Genomic DNA, 18,885 nt, shown 5'->3' with positions numbered 1-18,885 from the left:
GGCTTTATAAAAAGATTAAAAGGAGGACGTATAGGTTGATGATTAATGAACTAAAAGAGGAAGTTGAACAGTTAATAGGTCAAGAGGTATACACATTATATGGAGAAAGTACTGTAGAAGGGTTAATTAAGGTAGATGGCATTTGGTATGTACACCTGAAGGAATTTAGTGAAGAAGACTACCATGTGAAACTTGTGAATTGGCATCAGTTTATGGTTTAACAAAAGATTACTTAGAATGCATGGAGTTAAGAGGAAACTTTATTACCATCAGGAAGTCAAAGTGCGATTTTAGCAAACAAGCTAAAAGAATGCTTTGGCTTTTTATTTTTAAAACACTTTTTATTAGGAGGAAAAACCATGTCAACAATAACAATAAAAGAAGTAGGTTCATTTCAACAATTACTAAAAACAGTATTAGGTGCGATTGACAACAAAGCACAAAATGAATTACTTACAGGTGTACTTGTGCAAGCGAAAGGTGACGAAGTTGAATTAATAGCTACAAATGGGGATAAAACCATTAGGTGTACTGGTAAAGATGTTTCGCAAACGAAAAGTGAAGTAGCATTTTTGGTACACGCTAAAACATTTTTTGAGTTATTAAAAAAACTACCAAAAGAAGAAATCACTATAGACATCAAGAAAACGAAAATCACACTGACCGTAAAGAAAAATAAATATGATCTAAGTAAAATGGATGAATCGTCTTTCCCTATCTTACAAACAGAAGAATTTGATACATCTTTTGAAGTTCTAGCAAACAAATTTGTAGCCGGATTAAATGCTACTCTATATGCTGTTTCGGAAAGTGCTAACCGCCCAATTTTGGGAGGAGTGCATATGGAAGGAAAAGGAGAAGGGGAAGTCGTTTTTACGGCCACAGATTCTCATAGGCTTTCGTCATATGGTATTAAGTTAAATGAGGAACAAGAAGCTTTCGATGGAATAGTGATCCCTGGTAAAGCTGTAGAGGAATTGATAAAAACATTTTCTCCATTAGATGAAAAGTCAATTACTATTCAGTTTTCAAGAAACAATGTGCAAATAAGTAGTGAGAGCATCCTATTTGCTTCTCGGCTGCTTGAAGGTACGTTCCCTAGGACTGAAGGGTTAATTCCAAAAGAGTTTTCAACATCTTGTAAGGTACATAAAGAGGAATTAGCTGCTTCCTTGAAAAGATTGTTAGTAATGTTAGAGGCTACAAAAGACAAGATTATTTGCCTAACTTTAAATTCTGAAAGTACATTACCAATTCTTCAAATGGAAGGGAAAACCGAGTTGGCAAAAGCTCACGAAGAATTATTTATAAAAGATGCAAGCGGAGATATTCAACTTAAATTGAGCGTGAAATACATGCTTGACGCAATTGGAGCGATACCAGGAAAAGAAGTAATCATTAAGTTTTTAGATCCGATGAAACCGATTGTTTTGTATCCCTCGGAAGATGATACGTCTTCTGTAGATTTATTGTTACCAGTCAGATAATCAATAAACAGCCCAATCAGATATGGGCTGTTTATTTTGAAAAAATTTGATAGATATAACATTTTATATATTGATAACTTATTTTACTTTAACTTTTACAATTTTAGCTCCTGTTTTTTTTCCCGCTTTTTCTAAGAGCTTAGAAAAGTTACTTGCAGTATCTTTATTAATTTTTTTCCCCATAGTGTTCACTCTCCTTCACGTCACCATTCTAATAGCAGTATAGGTTGTTTTTTAAAATTCTAAACATAATTTGAGTCATAACTATCCCCTCCCTTCCATACGCTAGTACAAGACAGGAAAACTGGAAAAGTGACCCTGTAAAATTTATAGATTTATTACAAAGAGAGGGGAGAGGAGATGTTGGGTAACTTAAATCCATTATTTGAAGAAAAATATAATCAGGATAAAAATAAGGAACGAATAGAAGTTGTTTCGAAGAAGCAAACTTCACGTAAACGAAATATGCACTTTGATAAAGCTCATGATGTAAAGTTTCCTGTTAGTATACATTTACGAAAAGAATTAAAATCTTCATTAAAGCGCTTTAAATATTATTTTCCCGAGATAGAAATTAGAGAAACTAAATATAATACATTGCTATTGCTGTATGCTCTACAAAACATACACATTGTGAACTGGGAACAAGATTATTGTGATTCGAAAAATTACATGCATACAAAGCCACCAGAGTTCTATTATCAGGAGATAGGTGGACTAAATGGGATAGCTATGGAAAATGGGATATCTGACCGTAGAGCGGTATATATGATGGTTACGTCAGCGTTAAAAGATATTGAGAAGGGAGATAATTATAGTGCAATCTTTCAGCGACTTCAATCTATTAAAAGAAAAGTTACATGGTTCTAAGAAAAAGGGTGTTTGGAGATTAATTCCTGAACCAACATATTTATATATAGATATTAAGGTTCCTTTAATAGATTATTTGCGTGGAGATGTATTAATTTCCGATATAAAAGCGTTAAATAGTGAATCTCAACATGTCTGTTTAGATAAGCTTATTTCATTGTTATATTTACAGTTCCTCAATCAAATTCGGAAGGGTTTTTCTCTTGAAAAATTAGGAATCAATTTGGTAAATAAAATAGATGAGTTTAGAGAAAAAAACCTGAAAACAATTAATGGAGAGAAATTAAAACAGTTAACAACTAATACCTGGATTTTCGAGACGGAAGAAACGACTGATTATTTCTCTCAAACTGAAAAAAAATATGCATATTTAACTATTCGAATTAAACGGACTGAGATATACAGAGGTGAGGTTTTACTGTACGATCTTTCTAACGTTATTGAAGGTATTGATTTTACAGTTGAGGATGTTATAGCCATGTTGTATATGGATTTTATAAAAAAATTAACAAAAGAAGGCAATGATGAAAAAGTGATTCGTACCATTATCAGTAGTATTGAGTCTCACGGGGGATTTTGATTTTGAGCTTAATTCACCTGAAGGATAAGGTTTTCTGCTTTGATTGTACCCTCAATAAATTATCAATCTCAATAATTAGCAGGAGCAACATATGAACAAAGTGTCCTTGTTCATTTTTCTTATTTTAACTTATAATTATATGTAAATATGGAAAATGAGGTGGCAAGTGAAATGGCAATGAAACTAACAGTGACTGGAAAACCTATCAACATTAGACCTTGTAAATTTGAGAACCAACAAATATTTTGCTTAGATTTCGAGGAACAAAGCAAATCGATTCCTCCAAAAACACTTCCAAAACCGGGACAAGTTGCGGTCACTGCTATTCTCAGTGAGAAACAATGGAAAAAATTACAGAAGAGTATTGATGAATGTGGTGACACGCTCCAAAATGCGAACAAATTGATGATTCAAGGGGAAGTTACGTTAGATTTACCAATGGATATAGTAGAGGGGGATATGGGTTTAATCTGTTTCCAAGCTCAGTATGTCCCTAAAAAAGATAATGTAGAGAATGATAAAAAACAAGACAAGAAAGTGAAAGCATCAAAAGATGAAAAGAGTACTAGAATAAAAGACTTAAACGCACAACAACCTACACCACAAGCAGAGAAAAAAACCAAGGGAAAACAAAAGACTCATGATAAGAAAGAAATAGCGGAACTACATAAGAGATTTGATGGACAATGTCAGGAATGTGGTCAACGGTGCGACAAAAAAGTGGTCTCAATAAAAGAAAATGCTGGAGAGAAAACAATAATCTGTCCTGATTGTAAAGAGAATAATACATTAACATTCACAGTTGGGGAAAAGCTTGTGAGCATTTTGATAGAAGATACGAATATGAGTGAACATGAAGCCTTGCAGTATTTCACAGAATTTCCAAAGAAGTACGCGTTGGTCTATTTCAACGATAACGGAAGAACTTACTGGACGTGGGATGGAGAGCAACCTATTACATCAATCTATTGTTCTCATAAGGGGCATATCTTTGAAGCTGTTAATAAAAATGGTGAAAAGCTCCGCAAAAAAGCAAACCTTAAATGAATACAAAAAAATAACAATTGCATAATATAAAATACATCACGAATTGCTTTCATGAAAAAACAGCCCTACATCTCATCCTGTGGGGCTGTTAACTCATTTGAACGTCAATTATATCATTGAAATTAATCCTATAAATATCCTCAAACTTATCCATTATCCTAATATGTCTATTCATCGTATCAACATAATGAATATGACCGACAAATGGTTTAAACTGTCCATTTTCAAAGTATGTCACTACAACTTCGTTTGTATGCTCCATAGCTTCTACTATGGTATTATTTATAACCTCAATTTCGTGTTCATCTAATTCTGGTCTTTTTAATTTAAAATAGTCATCCTTTGCATCCTGTAGCATATAAGCAGACGCCCACTTTTTAATCCCTCTATCCTCCAACTGCATCACTCCTTTTTATTATTATATACGAAAATATGTTCGTTTAGTTACAAAAAAAGTTACAATATTTTAGGTTCTTTATATAAGAGTACAAATGTTGGTTTGAAATAAAGTCACGATGTTTATAAAAAAGATGCGATGTTTTGAATAAAGTCGCGATGCTTATAAAAAAGATACGACGTTTTACCCTTTGGATATATATCTAAAGGGATTTTTATAATTAGAGATAGAAAATCTGAACGACAATATAGTTATTCAAGAAAAGGGCCATATTGTGGAATAACAAGTTTTTTTGATTTATCAGTCAGTATAATATGGTGACTACCTCAAATTGAATAAGGCTCTCCTGCCGTAATCATAAAAATTTTTTTATTCCCCTAAAGTTTCGCTTATGTGTGATATTGTACACCCCACAACTCACTATAGTCAGAACAGCTTCTATTGAACTAATAACCTTATTCCGGACAAGACATCAGTTATCATAATCGTTTAGATGTTTATGATTCAGCTATAGTTTACGATTTATGTGAGGTGTATGAGTACTATAACATTTAAGTATGTCAAAATGGTTACAAGTATATGTCAAACAACTAAAATATTTCACAATACTATAACCTTTCACGAAATGTGCAATAACCTCATGGTTTTTATGTCAAAGTACGTACCCACACTAATAAATTTGTTTTCAAATGAATAATGTCAATTGAAAAATTAATTCCATTAGTAGGATATTATACCTTGTATACCATTATTATTATATATTCGTTGTTTCTTTATTACTTTATACTAGTAAAGTCCGGACAGACTAACAGTAAGAGAGAGGGAATTATTAATGTCACCATCGTTTAGAAAATACTACCGTTTTATTGCTATATTTTTATCGTTTCTTTTAATTTTTACTGCGGTAGCTCCTAATATTGCAAACGCTGCAAAAGGAGAAAAAGAAAGAATAGTAAAAAAACAAGAAATTGAAGCAGATATTGGTGAAATGCCATCAAAGCTACCCAAAGAAAAATTAGAATTAAAGAGGAAAAGAACAAAATACTCCACTAGGTACCTTAATCCAGATGGAAGTTTTACAGAGGAAATTTATCTGGAACCGCATTTCTATCAAGATCCTAAAGATAAAAAATGGAAAAATATAGATAATACCTTAAAGAAAAAAGACAAAAAAAATAAGGTTGAAAACTCAGCTAATAATTTCAATGTTGCTTTCTCTGAAGAATCAGGTGGAACAGACCTTGTGACTATAGAAAAAGATGGGAATAGCATATCCCTTATTCCTACAAAAAATAAGGAAAAGAAAGTAAAAGGAAAAATAGAAGATAACGAAATAACTTATAGTGAGATATTTGATCAAGCAGATGTTCGTTATCAAATGCAAGGAAATGGAGTTAAGGAAGATATTATACTTAATGATGTTCCTAGTGAGAATACCTTTTCATTTGAGTTGAAACTGAAAGGCTTGACTGCTACGACTGATGAAGAAGGTTTGATTATTTTTAAAGATAAAAAAGGTAACAAGCAGTGGTATTTTGAGAAGCCATTTATGACTGATGCAAATGGACAATATTCTGAAGATGTTATTTTAGCCTTAAAAGAAGAAAAAGGAAAGATTTTTGTTGACGTTGTAGCCGATTCTACTTTTCTAGAGGATCCTAAAACTAAATATCCGGTAACAATTGATCCAACCATTAACCACTGGGATGTTTTACTTGATACATTTGTAGCTACTGCGTATCCAGATTCTGTAGCATATAGTCACCCTTCTATGAGAACAGGTTTCGATACATCCTATGGAGTAACTCGTTCGCTTTTGGCATTTACTTTACCAACTCTACCAAGTGACAGTAATATTACTAATGCAACATTCCATGCCTATCAAACGAAAACTGATGGAATTACTGCATCTATAGATTTATATCGTATTTTGGATGATTGGGAAGCTGGAACTACAACTTGGAATCGACAACCATCGATTGATCCTAATCCAGAATTTACAGAAACAAACAATATCGCAAATGGCTATTGGGAATGGGAAATAACCAACTTGGCAAATGATTGGTATCGTGGCGACCAAGGGAACTATGGTTTTATGTTGGTGCAGAAAAATGAATCTTCTACACCATCACGGGTATTTAATCAAGTTAACAGTGGGAATTTTACACCTAGGTTAACAATTAATTACACAGTTGATCCAATTGGGTTCGAAAGTTATTGGGATATTACAGAAGATGGAGTTAATCCTGTAAATGGAAATCTGTTATTCTCAAAAATAGATTTAGACATACCTGGGCTTGGCGTAACTACAGAAGTTACTCGCACGTATAACAGCCGAAAATCAGAGAAGTTTGGTATGTTTGGGTACGGTTGGTGGAGCAATTTAGAGTCAAGTTTGAATGATTCAGGATTTGGTCCTATCACATTTATGGATAAAGATAATACTAGCCATATTTTTGGTCAATCCTTAGATGGAGGATATGAGACACCTAATGGTCTATATGTCTCCTTTACAAAAAATACTGATGGAACATACACAATTACTGAAGTAGATGGAACAATATATCAATACAATACTTCTGGGAAAATTAGTACCATAACGGACAAAAACGGCAATAAAACTACTTATGGCTATAATAATTCAGGTAAATTATCTTCAATCACTGATGCATCTGGAAGAGTAACAACTCTATCTTACGGTTCAAATGGATTTGTATCTGATATTACTGATTCTGCTAATCGTACAACAAGCTATAAGTACGATGAATTAGGTAATCTTACAGAAGTTATAGATCCTGCAGGATATGGAACAACTTTTGGTTATGACTCAACTCATAATATTACATCAATAAAGGATGGTAGAGAGAATACTACTATTATTGTTTATGATGAATTTGACCGAGTGAAAAGTATAAGTAAACCTATTACAATTGAAGGTGTAGTTGATACTAGTAAAACAGACTATTCCTATAATCCAGATATTGCAGTTACTTCTGTAACTGATGGAGAAGGAAATCGTGTGGATTACTCGTATAATTCGAATGGAAATATTGTTCAGATTACAGAAAATCCATTGGATGACCAAAATAAAGCTGTTACTACGTTTAGTTATGATGATAAGAATAATCTTACAAAAGTTATAGAACCAAATATAAACAAGAAAAATGGATCAGAAGCATATATATATTCTTATGATGAAAATGGAAATATCAATCAATTTCAATCTCCTAAAGATACAAGTTCATTCTATTTGTATGATAATGAAAACAACATTATAGAAGAGCAAGACTTTAATGGAAACATTAGTGAATATGAATATGATGAAAAAAATAATAATACGGAATCAATTGATCCATACCAACAAACAGCTTCACAAAAATATCAAAGTAATGGAAATGTAGAATATTCTACTCACAAAATGTCTGTAGCAGATAATCTGTTATCTAACCCTAGTTTTGAAAGGGACAGTGATGGGGATAACTGGCCTGACCATTGGACCCAATACACGGAGACAGGTACATCTGCAACTTATGCTTGGGAAGATGTTTCAAAGTTCGGTAACAAATCAATAAGCGTATCATCACCTGAAGGATGGGCTGTTCTCTACTCAGAAATGATGCCGTATGAGGAAAATGAAAATTACATTGCAAGTGGTTATGTGAAAACTGAAGCCTTGACTGGTACAGCAATACTTAAAATTGATTATTATACTTCAACTGGAACATGGCTTGATCAAACCTATTCTTATGCACTTACAGGATCACATGATTGGACTCGAGTACAAACGGTGATTGATAACGCACCAGTAAATACTTCACAAATACGTGTTACAGTCGGAACATTTGTAGGTGAAGGAAAAGCGTATTTTGATGCAATTCAAATTGAGAAAGGTACTGTTTTAGGTGCGTATAACTTAGTTGAAAATTCAGGATTTGAAAGAGATAGTAATCAAGATGGTTACCTTGATGATTGGTTAACAAGTGGAAACTTCTCTGTAAATGATACCTTAGACGGAACTAATGCTTACGTTGGAGAAAATGCCCTTAAATTAACTGGTGAAGTAGGAAAAAATAAGTATATTAAACAGTCTATTTCTTTAGTAGGGGATGAGAATACGCCACTTACTTTATCGGGGTGGTCAAAACAAAATGGAGCTGATCCGAATGGTGGATATTATTTAGTACAAGTAGCTATTCATCATAAAGATGGTACTATTGATTGGACTAATTCTGAATTCTTTGATCCAACAGCGGAAGGTTGGCAACATATTGCAGCACAAGTAAACCCTAAAAAGGCATTTGACCAGATCGATGTATACTACTATTTTTATAATCAAACAGGAACAGCTTGGTTTGATGCGATGCGTTTAGAGGTTGGTGCTTCTCATACTCAATTAACCTACGATGCAAACGGTAATTACATTACAAATGTAAAGAGCCCACTTGGAAATACAGTGTCTTATGGATATGATAAAGTTGGGAACTTAATAAGTTTTTCTGATGCAAAAAATCAAAAGACTACTTTTGAATATGATGGTCGAAATCTTTTAACCAAAGTAAGAGATACAAATTTAAATGAGACTATATATACTTATGATGGAGAAGGAAATCGAACAAGTGTTACCGATGCAAAAAATCAGGTAACTAGTTATGAGTATAATGAATTTAATCAATTGTCAAGATTTGTTAATCCGCTACAACAAATAACAAAATTTGAATATAATAAAAACGGTGACCAGACAAAACTTATTAACCCTAATGGTGATATAATTTCATACACTCATAATGAATTAAATCGGTTAGAAAAGGTTTTATACAATGGCATTGAAAAATGGAGTTACGGGTACGATCCAAATGGAAACATCACTTCAGTAATGAATCCTTTTGGGACAGGAACAACATATAAGTATGATAATGATGGTAATTTGGTTCAAAGTACTGAAAAATCTTCGAATGTAATAGACTATGTATATGATTCTAACAGGAACATAACTTCATATAGTGTAACTGCTGGTGCTAAGGAATATTCGAATAGTTTTAAGTATAATCAGCTTGATCAAATAATTGCTATGGAACGAAACAATAACAATATTATTAAATACGTATATGACGAAAGAGGTAATATTATCTCTTCAAAACGTTCAAACGGAACGTATTCTGCAATTGAGTATGATTCTAACAATATAATACACTCACTTGTTAATTATGATACAAATGGCAATGTGATTGATAAATATGTGTATTCGTATGATGAAAACAGTAATCTGACTGAAGTTAAAACAAACAATGGAAATATATTGTACCAATACGATAGTTTAAATCGTCTAACAAAAGAAACATTAACAGATGGTGCAGAGATATCCTATGAATATGATGCTGTTGGAAATCGTACAAAAAAGATACTTTCAGATGGCCTTAGTACCACAACTACAAATTACACATATGATTCAGGTAACCAGTTAACTGATGTAGATGGTCAATCGTATAATTATGATGCGAATGGAAATCTTATAAATAATGGAGAAAAGACCTTTATTTATAATGAAAATAACCGTTTGATTGAAGTACAAGATAACAATGGTACAGTAATAGCTACTTTTGAGTACGATCATCTAGGTAGACGAACAAGCATGACTACATCGACTAATGAAAAAATAAACTTTCATTATCAAGGCGATAAAGTTATCTACGAAACAGATGAAAATAATAATATTATATCAGAATACACTTGGGATGCTGACGGAAACCCTGTAACAATGACTAAAGAGGGTGTGACATATTATTATCAAATAAATAGTCATGGTGATGTAATATCTCTATCAGATGAAGTAGGTAATATTGTTGCAGAATATCAATATGATGCTTGGGGGAACATTCTCTCTCAATCAGGTGAACTAGCATCAGTTAACCCTTATAGATATGCTAGTTATCGTTATGATGAAGTAACGGATATATACTATTTAATGGCTCGTTATTATAATCCAAAGGATGGACGTTTTCTTACTAGAGACAAGTTTCTTGGTTTTGAGGAAGACCCGTCAAGTTTAAATTTATATGCTTATGTTGGAAATAACCCTATAATGTATATTGATCCTACTGGACATTGGAGAATAAAAGTAAGGACTGTGGCAGCACTTCTTAACACAGCTCTAGGGTTTGCAGTTGGTGGAGGTGTTGGTGCAATTCAAGCCTATATTATTAAAAAAGGAAAAAAGGCAGCAAAACGAATGTTTTATAAAACTGTAGTAAGTAGGCTTAAAGCTTGGGGCGCTAAAAAATTAGCATTTGCTGTAGGGGCAGCTGTAGCATTTGCATTGAACTATGCAGACGTAGGTGGAGCTATAGCAAGATATCTTGATAAAAAGGACAAAAAGCCAAGAAATGGATATATTGATTTCTAATGAAAAGTTGGATAAAATATGTAGTCGCATCTCTATATGTATTTATTTTTCTTTATTTAGTTGACGTCTTTAACATTCCTAAAAATATTTATTATTTGTTCGTTGGTTTTACTTTATGTGTGGGAGGTTCGTTGTTGATTATTTACATTTTTGAGCGGAAAGAGAAAACTAAAAATAAATGACTTAAACGAGAATTCTTTCGAATCAAAAGGTATTAGGTTTATGTACATGTAAATATTATATTTTGGTTTATTACCAAATAATCGAAAAAGTTTTTCACACAGGGCCTCGGATAGTAGACATTTTTTTATAGTCGAACTATTCGAGGTTTTTCCATGCTAAGCTGTATGTAATTGAGTTACCGTATCAGTATGGGTTTTCCTTCAGATGATTACGAAAAATAAAGTCGTTTAAAAAATTTTTTTATGAGGTCATTTTAACTCAATAGGAATGTAACAAAATCTTGAGACAAGTTGGCTGATACTTTCTTTATTACCGTTTGACCGTCGTTTTGTAGGTGCATAATAAAGTAGTTAAATTTTATGAGTTTGAAGCTGCATTGGAAGGATATGAGTCAAACTTCAAACTGGAAGATTATGAGTTTCTTACATCTAATAATCCAAAAAGAATACCTCAATTTAAACTGTTTTAAATATGACAAAAAGACCTTTGTACTGATGACTATACCAGGTACTGATAAATTAGAGATTCTTATGGTAGAAGAACTACCTGTAGATATAAGGAATTACTTTATTAAATTGGTACTTTGATAGGATTCATACAGTGCATTAACAGAAATTAATCTATAATACCGCTAATAACAGCTAACTGCGTTTTGTTTGATTAAATTATGAGTTGAGTGTAACGGTTAATATAAGTGAATGCTTTAGGCCTTATTATAAAGGGTATGAAGATTAGATAATAGATATGAGTAATGGTATCCAATTAATAATTAACACCTATGATGAATATGGTAGAGATAGTGGTATTAAGCTAACAGGCTTAATAACTGATGGAAATATAAGTGATAAAGAGGTGTTTAAATCTATTAATTGGTTATTGAATGTGTATCAACTACGGGACACATTGATTAATAATTTTTTTTTGAAAAATGAACAACCTGAAATTGTTATTCACCAATATGGTGCAAATCTGAAATATAGATTAGCGTCCCTTATTATTTTTAGACAATTAATGAGTCGGTTAGTTCTAGTTCTTCAAAAATTAAAATTTGGAACTTTTTCATATTTTACATAATCAGCAATTACTTTTCAGTTTACCGTGGCTTAGCTCCACAAGAGCTTTTAACATAGATATTCGCACATTTAAGTCAAGTTATATATGTTAGTCCAGCCTTCTATAGCAAATAACCATACATATAAAGTAAAAACAATTATAGAAGGTGAAAATAATAATGAAGGAAAAAGATTGTAAATGTAGAGTTGTTCCAGCACTACACAAGGACCACAGGGACCTCCTGGGAAACCTGGACCAAAAGGACCAATGGGATTACCAGGTAACCCACTAGGGGTCTGCCAAATTGAAGGAGAGGGAACAGAATTTGCATCACCTGGTGGGGATGTCGTGTTTAGCGTACCAGGTCCCTGTATCGATTTATCAACAGCCAATAACAATAATGCAATCCAGCTTTCTGATATTGGAATATATGAGATTTCATTTGAGACAAATTGTAATATGAATCTAAATGAAAATCTTTCTTTTCAATTTAATTCTGATGTTACAGGATCTATTGGATCAACCATTCAACTTAGACCTGCAGCTGCTTCATCTGAAACCTATCCAGTTTCAAAATCTTTTCTATATCAAAGCAGTGCTATGAATGAAGTGATTTCCGTTTCAACACCTACTGCCGATGGTTCTCCTAGTTACGGTGACCAACTTTTACATGTAATTAGATACAGTTGACACCCCCGAGGTTGGATTCAAAAGACTGGTGTATCCAGTCTTTTTTGAATTTTTTGTATATTAATGAATGTCATATTCAATTCTAGCTTACTTAATAGCCAGTTAAAGGAAGTTTCATGACTATTAGTCTATAATGGGATAGTTTCATCAAACTTGCTTAAAATTGAAAAGGTAATATGAAATTCTGATTTTGTTACATACCTTGTAATTTTGAAATCAAAACTATTAAGATAGGTATTAGTAAACAGAAGCTTAGTTCTGTTTACTAATTAAATGTTATTCAACAATATGGTGCAAGAATATAGTAAAGGCGATCCCGGCTAGATGAAGAATAATAGCTATAGAAAAAAGATCAACCAGAAGTGATAGATATATGCCAATATTCATTTTAGGGCCATATTGTGGAATTCTGATTTTTTTAATTAATTATTTTGTAGGTTATAAATTTTAATAAGATACATCCCTATATCTAGTTAGACTTACTTAGCTTGATCAGACTATAAACAAACATCAAATCACTTCTCTTTTAAAGGAGAAGTTTTTTGAAAATTCTATATAACTCAATGGACGTTTTGGCTGATAGCAAGCAAATAAAAAAAGAGCTGACTCAGCTCATAATCTTAGTTTAAAACCATATTCTTTTTTCTACTTGACCAATAATTTCTGGAGTACCCTCAATTATTTTTGCTGATTCTTGTTTTAGATAGTGAGTGTTAAGCCATTCCACAAGTCCTTCTGTATTCACTAAAAGACCATCTTTTTGACCATTATGATATATCCAATATTTATGGTCATTACCTTTATCATTTAACCAAGTATAAAATTTAACCTTAATATCATCTATATTTTTTCCAACGTGGGCAGGAACAGTTATATAGTCCTGGTGCTGAAAATAATCTAATTCTATAATCATTGATAAGACCCCTTTGATTTCATTTAGTCCTCTTTTATGAGAATTCTCCATTATATAAAAGTCGAGCCAAAAGGAATGTTCCTATCTTTTGGCTCAGTATAGATTCTAGATTAGTTTACCAAAAAAAGATATGAGAAGGTAACTTTCCAAAATCTTCAGGTTTTTTAGTGTTGGATGCATGGTAATGGTAGTAATAACCATTTCCTGGTGTTGTCTGACCACCGTGTATTTCGTAACCCCAAACGTATTGAGCAGCGGCATCTGCAAGATTGTATGCTAAAATTTGATTTCTTGCCCAAACATCCCTTTCCTCAAACGCTGCAGATTTTGACCACTTTACTCTATTTGTAGCATCTGTTTTAGTTATAGCTGGACCAACATATACATTATCATTTTGAATTGCAGCAGCATAATAATCGTATTTATTGTTATTTCTTAACTTCTCTATAATTTCAACAACACGAGCAAATTCTTGTGCACTAATAATAATAACTAGTGCGGCAGCTGCAAGTGCTTCGAGAAGGCCAGTACCTATAACAGCGCCTATACCTACAATTATTGGGATTGCTGATGCCTTAACGTTGTCCTTGTTTTTAACTACTTTATGTTTTTTACCAGTAGTAATGTTTTCAAACTCTACATCAAGTATCTTCTTCTTAAGATCTTCATTGTAATAAAGATCGTTAACATGAACTATGTAATCATTCTCTACATCTTTATTTTTGTTACCCTGGTCTTGCTCTTTATATTTTTCTTTTACCGTTATTTCCTTTGTTTCCTTATCATATGTCATTTTAGCATTGTAATTTTCAATTTCGAATTTTGCTATAATTTTTTGTTCGTTATCTGTGATAATTTCAATATTATCTCTTACTTCTTTTGCAGTCATATCTAACTCTTCAAAATACTCGTCATCTGCAAAAACATATCTATTTTCTTCGGTGTTATTCGTTGCAAATGTTTTTTCATTTACGGTATAAGCAAATACCAAAATCAAAGCCATTATAGATGGTAATATTTTCTTAAACATTATAATTCTCCTTAATTAATGTATTGAAATGAATATTTTTAGAAAATGTTGTCTTATCTTTTTTACGATGAATCCTCAGACATATCTAATAATATCTCGTACACTTTTTCATGCAAGAAAGTATCATTTTTTTCAATACCCAGTTGTTGAGAGTATTGCAAGATTAAAGAAACAATTCCAGAGATATGTGCTGTTGCAAGAGATGTCCCGTTATATGAACGGTAACTATTATTGGTCGTTGTTGTAAGAATATCAACTCCAGGTGCTGCAAAATCTATTTTTCCGTTTGGAGAGAATGAGGCTATGTTATTTTCTTTATCTACTGCAGTTACAGATATGACTTCATCGTATGCAGCAGGGTATTCAACACTCCCATTACTAGAATTTCCAGCAGCAGCCACTACAACAATATTTGCATTAATTGCTTTATTTATTGCATTTCGAAGTTCAACCTTGTCTTCTTCAATTCCAAAACTCATATTAATAATTTGTATTTTGTTATCAATACACCACTCAATAGCTTCCTGTATGTGGGATAACTCTCCATATCCAAATTCATCTAACACTTTGATAGAGTATAGTTCTGCACCTGGTGCAATGCCGATGATACCAACATCGTTATTCTGTGCAGATATTATTCCGGCTACATTTGTCCCATGTCCTAGATCATCAATTACAGGAGTGTTTGGAGAAATAGCATTAAATTCACCTGCGACACTACTTTTTAAATCCTCGTGATTTTTATCTATACCACTATCTAAAATTGCAATTTTGACCCCGCTACCAAAGTTGTCAGACGGAATAAAAGGACTTATTACTTTTTCAATTCCCCAAGGTATTACAGAATCTGAGTTAGGTTTTTCTTTTCCAAAAGAACTCTCAGATTCAAATAATTCTTGAAAAACACTTACAACATACTGTGCGTTTATCAGAGAAGGCTGAGATTTGCTATCGTTATTTGTAGTAAGAAAAAAATAAATACATGATGAAATAATTACTGGTAAAAATAAGGACAGGATTAAAAATCGTTTTAACATTATGCCCCCTCTAAAGAATGATTACAAATGTACGTATAAGTATTAGTTATGTTAATATTGAATTTTTCATAAAACAACATTATTCTAATAAGTTTTTATTGAAAATCGGCCGATGAACAACGAGTTTTATAATAAAGCAAAGTATGATAAATTTGTATTGGGAAATTTATTTTGATTTCGATAGAAGATTATTGCTATACGTAGTTATTATAAATAATTTTGGGGATTTGAAGTTTATGATGAATTTTGGAAGACTTATATACTACCATCGGAAGCGGACTGGTTTAACACAACAACAATTGGTTGAAGGAATTTGTTCAGTATCTCATTTGAGTAAAATTGAAAATAACTCAACAGAAATGAGCAAAGAAACAATGCATTTACTCTGTGAGAGATTAAATATTCAATTATCAGAAGAGAAACACCACATTAACCGTATCGAAAAAGATATTAAATCATTGAATAAAGCGTTAACAAGTTTAAATATACAAAAAAGCCAAATGATTTACACGAATATTATTGAAAAAAAAGAATGGATTGAATCTACAACACTTGTCTTTTTATTTAATATAGTAATTTTCCGTTATTACTTATTTTTTAATGAGCTTAGTAAAGCACAACATATAAAGGCCCTGTTAATGAAACAAGAAAAAAAATTTTCCCAACATGAGAGAATTTTATATGATTTATTTGTATCTATCTACTATCATAAGAAAAATAATCCAAAAAAATCTCTTGATATTTTAAAGAAGATACAACAAATAGAGCAAGATCCACCAAGTGAAGTCTATTATTATTTGTCTCTATCTTATGGAAAATTAAATAAATACTCACTTTCTATGTTATATGGTGAAAAAGCTTTGGAAAAATTTCAAAAGGACAATAATTATCTAAGAATTATTGATACCCAATTGGTTATAGCAATAAATTTAAAACAGACAGGAGCTTTTGATGAAGCATTAGAAATTTACCTCACATTAATTGATAAAGCAGAGTTATTAAATAGTAATAGACACTTAGCTAAAATTTACCATAATATGGGTAATTTGTATTTTTTGAAAAAAGAGTATCACAAAGCCTCACAGTATTTTAAGAAAAGTTTAGAAATAAAAGAGTTTGGCTCTGAAGATTATATTATAACTTTATCGGGACTTTCTGAATCATATATATATTTGAATGAAAGAGAAGTAGCTAGAGAGTTAATAAATCGAACTATAGAATTGTCTATTAAAAAGGACTTGACAACAAATGTCATGGTGTTTACAATTTACTCGCATCAATTAAATAATAATTGTGAAGAAATGTACAAATACATTGAGTCTTATGCTTTACCTTTTTTTCTGAAAAATAAAAAATGGCAATTAGTATCTAAATACGGAGAATTAATGGCTTCCTATTATTCTGAAATTAAATACCATCAAAAAGCATATAAATATTTATCATTAAGTAATGAAGCTCTTCATAATATTTTTAACAAGGAAAGAGGATACTGAAATGAAAAAATTGTTGAGTGTTTTTCTAATTGGATCAATAATTTATGGAACATCTATGTCAGAATTAGTCAATGCTGAATCGGCACCTAATGCCGGTGAACAAAAAATTGTAACTTTTAATAATTTACCAGAACCTGATTGGCCTGATGAGTAATATATAATCCAGGAATATTTGACAACCAAATTTAGTTCATTGCAAAATCTCTTATATTAAAAAGCACTATGAAACACAAGTTTAGTTGTGTTTCATAGTGTTTAAGCTTCAAAGTTAATATTCCACAAAATGGCGCTAATCTGTAATAAAGGTTAGCGTTCTTATCATTTTAGGGCCATATTGTGGAATAACAAGTATTTTTGATTTATCTATTTTATGAATCCATAGTTGTAGACATTTTAGTAGACACAATACCCATTGAGGTGAATAACGGTAAATTCAAGCCCTGTCACAAGGGCTTTTAATTATGGAGAAAAAGAGGGGATAACATGAATTTAATTAAAAAATTTTCAGCGGGATTTATAAAATTAGGCCCTATTGGAACTGCGTTAAACTTCATGTATGGAGTAGGAAATTTAATCTTTATTGCAATGTTAGCACTCGTTACAGTATTAGATTGGGTAAGTGGAATTAGAGCATCAAAAATTGATGGAACGTACACGTCTGAGTATGGGAAATCAGGCATTTACAGAACGTTAGTTATGTTTTTGCTTCCAGTGCTAGGAAACATAGTTGACAAAAACACTATCGACCATTTTTATTCTGTACGAAATTGAAATTGGTATGTTTTTCTCGTTAATAACTGGAGGTTTGATTTATCACACCTTAATGAGTGCGGCTGCTAATTTTGAACGTGCTGGGTGGGGAAAATGGGTGCCAATTAAAGTTGTAGAAAGTGTAGCATCTGAAATCAAAGCGAAAACAGAAAGATCTAATAAAAGAAGAGAAGTTATTTATCCAGAGAATAAAGACGGTGAGCACAAATGATTCCAGTACGTAAAAGCCTAGTATCTAAAACTAAACATAAACTTAAATGCCCATATACGATGAATGCTGAGTATATCACTCTTCATAATACTGCAAATGATGCTCCAGCAGAAAATGAAATTAAGTATATGATTTACAATAATAATGAAGTGTCATTCCATTATGCGGTAGATGACAAAGAAGTTGTCCAAGGTATTCCAATTAATCGAAATGCCTGGCATTGTGGGGATGGTCTCAAAGGTAAAGGAAGCCGTAAATCAATTGGTATTGAAATTTGTTACTAAAAAGGTGGGGGAGAGCGATATAGAAAAGCAGAAGCATTGACAGTAAAATATGTTGCTCAACTGTTAAAAGAGCGTAATTGGGGTATAGATAAGGTAAAAAAACACCAAGATTGGTCAAATAAATACTGTCCTCATCGAATTTTAGGTGAGGGTAGATGGAATGCGTTTCTAAGAGCTATTGAAGCAGAATTAAATTCAAAGCAGGAGGAAGTAAACATGAAATTGAAGGATTGGCAATACAAAGATTTACAAGTAGCCTACCAAAACGCATATGATCGAAACATTTTAAAGAGTAATGAATGGGTAGAAAAAGCTAAAAAGAAAGAAATTACTCTTGATGAAGCGATATTTTTAAACACAGTTATTGTTGATCGAGCTTTGAAATAATGTATACCAATATATAACATTTGCATATACTATAATACATCACGAATGGCTT

At 32.0% G+C, this 18,885-nt stretch carries 16 protein-coding genes and 1 pseudogene; 13 read left to right on the top strand and 4 right to left on the bottom strand.

All coding sequences use genetic code 11. The annotated features are described in order from the left end of the window. Positions 1-38: 38 nt before the first annotated feature. The 5 genes from V1503_RS24415 to V1503_RS24395 all read left to right on the top strand — a co-directional run bounded on the left by V1503_RS24415 (position 39) and on the right by V1503_RS24395 (position 3,984). Positions 39-221: a hypothetical protein gene (locus V1503_RS24415; protein WP_410629839.1), complete on the top strand. Its 183-nt coding sequence runs from the start codon at positions 39-41 to the stop codon at positions 219-221. 138 nt (positions 222-359) lie between these two features. After that, complete coding sequence (dnaN, locus tag V1503_RS24410; RefSeq protein WP_410629837.1) at positions 360-1,487, top strand: DNA polymerase III subunit beta; 1,128 nt, start codon at positions 360-362, stop codon at positions 1,485-1,487. Positions 1,488-1,847: 360 nt separating this feature from the next. Further along, complete coding sequence (locus V1503_RS24405; RefSeq protein ID WP_410629836.1) at positions 1,848-2,357, top strand: hypothetical protein; 510 nt, start codon at positions 1,848-1,850, stop codon at positions 2,355-2,357. After that, complete coding sequence (locus tag V1503_RS24400; RefSeq protein WP_410629834.1) at positions 2,305-2,937, top strand: hypothetical protein; 633 nt, start codon at positions 2,305-2,307, stop codon at positions 2,935-2,937. Before V1503_RS24405 ends, V1503_RS24400 begins: the two co-directional genes overlap by 53 nt. Positions 2,938-3,108: 171 nt before the next feature. Then, positions 3,109-3,984: a hypothetical protein gene (locus V1503_RS24395; protein ID WP_410629832.1), complete on the top strand. Its 876-nt coding sequence runs from the start codon at positions 3,109-3,111 to the stop codon at positions 3,982-3,984. Positions 3,985-4,072: 88 nt separating this feature from the next. On the opposite strand, the gene V1503_RS24390 is transcribed toward V1503_RS24395, so the two are convergent. After that, positions 4,073-4,381, bottom strand: coding sequence for a YolD-like family protein (locus V1503_RS24390; RefSeq protein WP_410629830.1), 309 nt, complete (start codon positions 4,379-4,381; stop codon positions 4,073-4,075). Positions 4,382-5,213: 832 nt separating this feature from the next. On the opposite strand from V1503_RS24390, the gene V1503_RS24385 reads away from it, so the two are divergent. From V1503_RS24385 to V1503_RS24375, 3 genes are all read left to right on the top strand, one after another. Next, positions 5,214-10,781: a DNRLRE domain-containing protein gene (locus tag V1503_RS24385; protein WP_410629828.1), complete on the top strand. Its 5,568-nt coding sequence runs from the start codon at positions 5,214-5,216 to the stop codon at positions 10,779-10,781. A 927-nt stretch (positions 10,782-11,708) separates the two neighbouring features. Beyond that, complete coding sequence (locus V1503_RS24380) at positions 11,709-12,038, top strand: hypothetical protein (protein WP_410629827.1); 330 nt, start codon at positions 11,709-11,711, stop codon at positions 12,036-12,038. A gap of 246 nt (positions 12,039-12,284) precedes the next feature. Further along, positions 12,285-12,707, top strand: coding sequence for a hypothetical protein (locus V1503_RS24375; RefSeq protein ID WP_410629825.1), 423 nt, complete (start codon positions 12,285-12,287; stop codon positions 12,705-12,707). Between the two features lie 625 nt (positions 12,708-13,332). Here V1503_RS24375 and V1503_RS24370 read toward each other — a convergent pair. The 3 genes from V1503_RS24370 to V1503_RS24360 all read right to left on the bottom strand — a co-directional run bounded on the left by V1503_RS24370 (position 13,333) and on the right by V1503_RS24360 (position 15,687). Next, positions 13,333-13,620: a hypothetical protein gene (locus tag V1503_RS24370; RefSeq protein WP_410629823.1), complete on the bottom strand. Its 288-nt coding sequence runs from the start codon at positions 13,618-13,620 to the stop codon at positions 13,333-13,335. A gap of 115 nt (positions 13,621-13,735) precedes the next feature. Then, complete coding sequence (locus V1503_RS24365) at positions 13,736-14,650, bottom strand: hypothetical protein (protein ID WP_410629821.1); 915 nt, start codon at positions 14,648-14,650, stop codon at positions 13,736-13,738. Between the two features lie 62 nt (positions 14,651-14,712). Further along, complete coding sequence (locus tag V1503_RS24360) at positions 14,713-15,687, bottom strand: S8 family peptidase (protein ID WP_410629819.1); 975 nt, start codon at positions 15,685-15,687, stop codon at positions 14,713-14,715. Between the two features lie 236 nt (positions 15,688-15,923). On the opposite strand from V1503_RS24360, the gene V1503_RS24355 reads away from it, so the two are divergent. The 5 genes and pseudogenes from V1503_RS24355 to V1503_RS24335 all read left to right on the top strand — a co-directional run. Continuing rightward, positions 15,924-17,180 (top strand): tetratricopeptide repeat protein, encoded by a 1,257-nt coding sequence (locus tag V1503_RS24355; protein WP_410629817.1) that lies wholly within the window; start codon positions 15,924-15,926, stop codon positions 17,178-17,180. 1 nt (position 17,181) lies between these two features. Then, complete coding sequence (locus tag V1503_RS24350) at positions 17,182-17,334, top strand: hypothetical protein (RefSeq protein ID WP_410629815.1); 153 nt, start codon at positions 17,182-17,184, stop codon at positions 17,332-17,334. A gap of 329 nt (positions 17,335-17,663) precedes the next feature. Continuing rightward, positions 17,664-17,951, top strand: coding sequence for a phage holin family protein (locus tag V1503_RS24345; RefSeq protein ID WP_410629813.1), 288 nt, complete (start codon positions 17,664-17,666; stop codon positions 17,949-17,951). A gap of 34 nt (positions 17,952-17,985) precedes the next feature. Then, positions 17,986-18,162 (top strand): hypothetical protein, encoded by a 177-nt coding sequence (locus tag V1503_RS24340; protein ID WP_410629811.1) that lies wholly within the window; start codon positions 17,986-17,988, stop codon positions 18,160-18,162. After that, positions 18,159-18,641, top strand: a pseudogene (locus V1503_RS24335) (peptidoglycan recognition protein family protein); the annotation flags it as partial. The gene V1503_RS24340 and the pseudogene V1503_RS24335, both read left to right, overlap by 4 nt. Positions 18,642-18,885: the final 244 nt, after the last annotated feature.

Source organism: Nanhaiella sioensis (assembly GCF_046557775.1).
GTDB classification, from domain to species: domain Bacteria; phylum Bacillota; class Bacilli; order Bacillales; family SM2101; genus Nanhaiella; species Nanhaiella sioensis.
Note: the sequence above shows the minus strand (reverse complement) of the source record. Positions and strands in the feature narration are given on the sequence as shown.